This is a genomic window from Mesorhizobium sp. M5C.F.Ca.IN.020.32.2.1 (assembly GCF_004023105.1).
Taxonomy (GTDB): domain Bacteria; phylum Pseudomonadota; class Alphaproteobacteria; order Rhizobiales; family Rhizobiaceae; genus Mesorhizobium; species Mesorhizobium wenxiniae.
The window spans coordinates 1-3768 of sequence record NZ_RZSX01000649.1 but is presented as its reverse complement, the minus strand read 5'-3'; the positions used below and the strand labels follow the sequence as shown (position 1 = coordinate 3768).

Annotated in this window: 3 protein-coding genes and 2 pseudogenes; 2 read left to right on the top strand and 3 right to left on the bottom strand. The window is 62.3% G+C overall.

The genetic code is table 11. From position 1 onward, the window contains the following. The 3 genes and pseudogenes from EOA86_RS26260 to EOA86_RS26250 all read right to left on the bottom strand — a co-directional run. Window positions 1–254, bottom strand: a pseudogene (locus EOA86_RS26260) (ABC transporter ATP-binding protein); the annotation flags it as partial. Between the two features lie 66 nt (window positions 255–320). Then, window positions 321–2195, bottom strand: a complete 1875-nt coding sequence (locus tag EOA86_RS26255) for an ABC transporter ATP-binding protein (RefSeq protein ID WP_128344360.1) — start codon at window positions 2193–2195, stop codon at window positions 321–323. Beyond that, window positions 2179–2649, bottom strand: a complete 471-nt coding sequence (locus tag EOA86_RS26250; protein WP_245485901.1) for a hypothetical protein — start codon at window positions 2647–2649, stop codon at window positions 2179–2181. Before EOA86_RS26250 ends, EOA86_RS26255 begins: the two co-directional genes overlap by 17 nt. A 416-nt stretch (window positions 2650–3065) precedes the next feature. On the opposite strand from EOA86_RS26250, the gene EOA86_RS26245 reads away from it, so the two are divergent. Both EOA86_RS26245 and EOA86_RS40650 read left to right on the top strand, forming a co-directional pair. Then, entirely contained in the window at window positions 3066–3524 is a 459-nt protein-coding gene (locus EOA86_RS26245) for a tRNA (cytidine(34)-2'-O)-methyltransferase (RefSeq protein WP_128344358.1), read from the top strand. A gap of 169 nt (window positions 3525–3693) precedes the next feature. Next, window positions 3694–3768, top strand: a pseudogene (locus tag EOA86_RS40650) (redox-sensitive transcriptional activator SoxR); the annotation flags it as partial.

The following is a 3768-nucleotide window of genomic DNA, read 5'->3' as shown; positions in this document are numbered from 1 at the left end:
GTCCACAGCGCGTCCCAGCTGCGCTCGCCGGGGAGCTGGTCGAGAATGTCGACCAGCCTGCCGACGAAGTAGAACAGTCCGGCCTCGACCAGCGGCGCGATACCGCCGATGACCAGCATGGCGAAGAAGGCGACCTTCGCCTGGCCGACATAGTGCCAGAGGAAACCGCTGACGCTGATCGGTGGCCGAAGGTCCGCGGGCTCCCTGAACGGATAGACCCAGTTCTCGAACCAGCGATAGACGGCAAACATCATTCGGCGGCCATCATTCTGCTGCCCTCATTCTGCTGCCATCATTCTGCGGCCATCATTCTGCGGCCATCATTCTGCTGCTTGACCCTTGATGATGGCATCGTTGGCGGCGGCACCGTCGTCGAGCAGGAAGCCGCCCGACTGGCGCTGCCAAAGCTGCGCATAGAGCCCGCCGGCGGCGACGAGTTCCTCATGCGAACCTTCCTCGATGACGCGGCCCTTATCCATGACGACGAGCCGGTCCATCGCCGCGATGGTCGAGAGCCGGTGCGCGATGGCGATGACGGTCTTGCCCTGCATGAGCTTGTAGAGGTTCTCCTGGATCGCCGCCTCGGCCTCCGAATCGAGCGCAGACGTCGCTTCGTCGAGGATGAGGATCGGCGCGTCCTTCAGCATAACGCGGGCAATGGCAATGCGTTGCCGCTGGCCGCCGGACAATTTGACGCCGCGATCGCCGACATGCGCATCGAAACCCGTGCGGCCACTGGCGTCCGAAAGCCTTGATATGAAATCAGGCGCCTCGGCGCGGCGAGCTGCCTCGACCAGCATCTCGTCGCTGGCGTCCGGTCGGCCATAAAGGATGTTCTCGCGCACCGAACGATGCAGCAGCGAGGTGTCCTGCGTGACCATGCCGATCTGGGCGCGCAGCGAATCCTGCGTCACCGCCGCGATTTCCTGGCCGTCGATCAGGATCTTGCCGCTCTCGAGATCGTAGAAGCGCAAGAGAAGGTTGACCAGCGTCGACTTGCCGGCGCCCGAGCGGCCGACGATGCCGACCTTTTCGCCCGGCTTCACCGTCAGCGACAGGCTTTCGATCACGCCCTTCTGTTTGCCGTAGTGGAAGCGGATGTCCTCGAAACGGATCTCGCCCTTGGTCACGGCAATATCCTTGGCCCCAGGCATGTCTTCGACGAGGCGCGGCAGCGAAATCGAGCTGATGCCGTCCTGCACCGTGCCGATATTCTCGAACAGGGTGGACATTTCCCACATGATCCATTGCGACATGCCCCACAGACGAAGCACGAGGCCGATGACCAGGGCGACGGCGCCGATCGTCACCGCCTGGCCGAGCCACAGCCACAGCGAGATCGCGGTGACCGAAAACAACAGCAGCGAATTCAGGATGTAGAGCAGGCCGTAGAGCTGCGTCACCAGCCGCATCGACCGGTAAACAGTATCGAGAAAGCCGGCCATGCCTTCCCGCGCGAAGGACGCCTCGCGCCGCGCATGCGAGAACAGCTTGACCGTCTGGATGTTGGAGTAGCTGTCGACGACGCGGCCGGTCATGGTCGAGCGCGCATTGGCCTGCTCCTCGCCGACCTTGCCCAATCGCGGGATGAAATAGCGCAAGAGCAGGATATAGCCGGCAAGCCAGACGGCAAGCGGTGCCGCCAGCCGCCAGTCGGCCGAGCCGACAATGAACAGCATGCCGAGGAAATAGACCACGACATAGTTGAGCACGTCGATGAGCTTGATGACGCATTCGCGCACGGCGAGCGCCGTTTGCATCAGCTTGGTCGCGATGCGTCCGGCGAACTCGTCCTGATAGAAGGCCATCGACTGCTTGAGCAGGTAGCGATGCACCTGCCAGCGGATACGCATCGGATAGTTGCCCATCAGCGTCTGCTGGTTGAGGAGCGCATGGAACCAGACCGTCGCCGGCAGCGCGAAAACCACAATGAAAGCCATGCCGGCGAGCTTCCAGCCCTCGGTCTGCAGAAATGTCTCGCGATTCTGCGCCGACAGCCAGTCGACGATCCGGCCCATGAAGCCGAACATCCACACCTCGGCAAGGGCGATAGCCGTCACCAGCGTCGCATCGACAGCGATGTAGGGCCAGGCGCCGCGCGTATAGTGCACGCAGAAGGCGATCAGCGTCTTCGGCGGCTCGACCGGCTCCTCGGCAGGGAACGGATCGAGCTTTGTTTCAAACCAGCGGAACATTGTCTTGGTACTCATATGCTTGTTTTCGCTCACACGGCGCGGAGCGCGTGGCATCCTTGGGGCGCGTAGCGCCATGGGATCGCGTGGCGGCAAGGGCCGGCGTCCCGGAATCACTCGGGCCGCCGGTCCTGCTTCGCGCAATATAGGATGTCGCGGGCTTTTCGCCGACAGGCTCGCTTGACGATCCTGACAGTGCTGTGTCGACGACCCGGAGTTTCGCGCTGGTTTTTGCGCTGGGCCGGATCAGCCCGATGATCCGGCGCACCAGCGACGGCCGGCTGCGGTCGGGAACCGCGCGCGAGAAATCGACGTCCGGCAGCATGCCGCGATGTGGGCGCCGGCGGGTCTCGGCGTGAGCCGCAGACGAATAGGTTTCGCCGATCAAAAGCGCCCATGTCGCCATCCTGTGCTCGTGCAGGCTTCTTGAACCGGGAATTTTGCAGGGATCGAACATCGGTCCGTCCTCCATGTGAAAATACAGAAAAAAGTCCGCCCTGTTCGCGGGCCAATGGCCGGCGAAAGGCAGGGATTGAACAGAGGCGTGTTCAGGCGGGGCGTTCAGCCCCTTCGACAGCTTGAAAAACATCGCAGGATTCCTTCGAAGGCCGAAAAGGGTTTCGGCTAAGAATCGGTGCGATCGAAGTCTAAAAGGTCAGGAGAATCGTCGTACCGAAACCGCCGGCAGGCTGGTAAGCCCACAAGAGGGGCGCTGGATGTACATAATCATCATGAATTACCCCTCCATCGGTTCGGGTTGACAATGCCCGGCGTATAATCGACTTCGCAGAAAATGACCACCCGCCAGTCCAGCAATTTCCAAAACCGCGAGCCTGCTGTGGCCGATCTGCCACTTATTAGAAGGATGCGGAAATGAACACCCGTCTCCGCATCGCGCTCTACCAGCCGGATATCGCCGGCAACACCGGAACAATCCTGCGCTTCGCCGCTTGCCTCGGCCTCGGCGTCAACATCATCGAACCGGCCGGCTTCCTGCTCTCCGACCGGGCGCTGAAACGGGCCGGCATGGACTATCTCGAACTGGCGGCTCTGACCCGGCATGTCGACTGGCACGCCTTCGAGAACTGGCGCAGAGGCGAAGCGCGGCGGCTGGTGCTGCTGTCGACCAGAGCCGCGAACGCCTACACCGATTTCGCCTTCGCCGACGCCGACATTCTTTTGTTCGGCCGCGAATCCGCAGGCGTGCCGGATCCTGTCCACGAGGCGGCGGATGCGCGACTGATCATCCCGATGCAGCCGGGCGCGCGCAGCATCAACGTCGCGCTGTCCGTCGCCATGGTGGCCGGTGAAGCGAACCGGCAGCTCGGATAGCATTCGCAGACCCTCAGTGGGCGCAGCGAACACGGCCGCTTTCTGGCCGACGAGCGCACCCTCTTTTGTCATTCTCACCCAGGCGCACATCGCCTTCTCCTGCGGTTTGCATGTCCAGGGTTTCTTCGTTACAAGCTCAACTTAACTTGAGGTCAAGCGGAAAATTCGAATGGCGGTGACGGAACTGACGGTCGGCCAGGTGGCGACGCGAAGCGGGGTGGCGGTATCGGCGCTGCATTTCTAC

Coding starts and splice junctions, on each gene's coding strand:
- EOA86_RS26250 (WP_245485901.1), bottom strand. CDS start 2,649: ATGTTCGATCCCTGCAAAATTCCCGGTTCAAGAAGCCTGCACGAGCAC.
- EOA86_RS26245 (WP_128344358.1), top strand. CDS start 3,066: ATGAACACCCGTCTCCGCATCGCGCTCTACCAGCCGGATATCGCCGGC.
- EOA86_RS26255 (WP_128344360.1), bottom strand. CDS start 2,195: ATGTTCCGCTGGTTTGAAACAAAGCTCGATCCGTTCCCTGCCGAGGAG.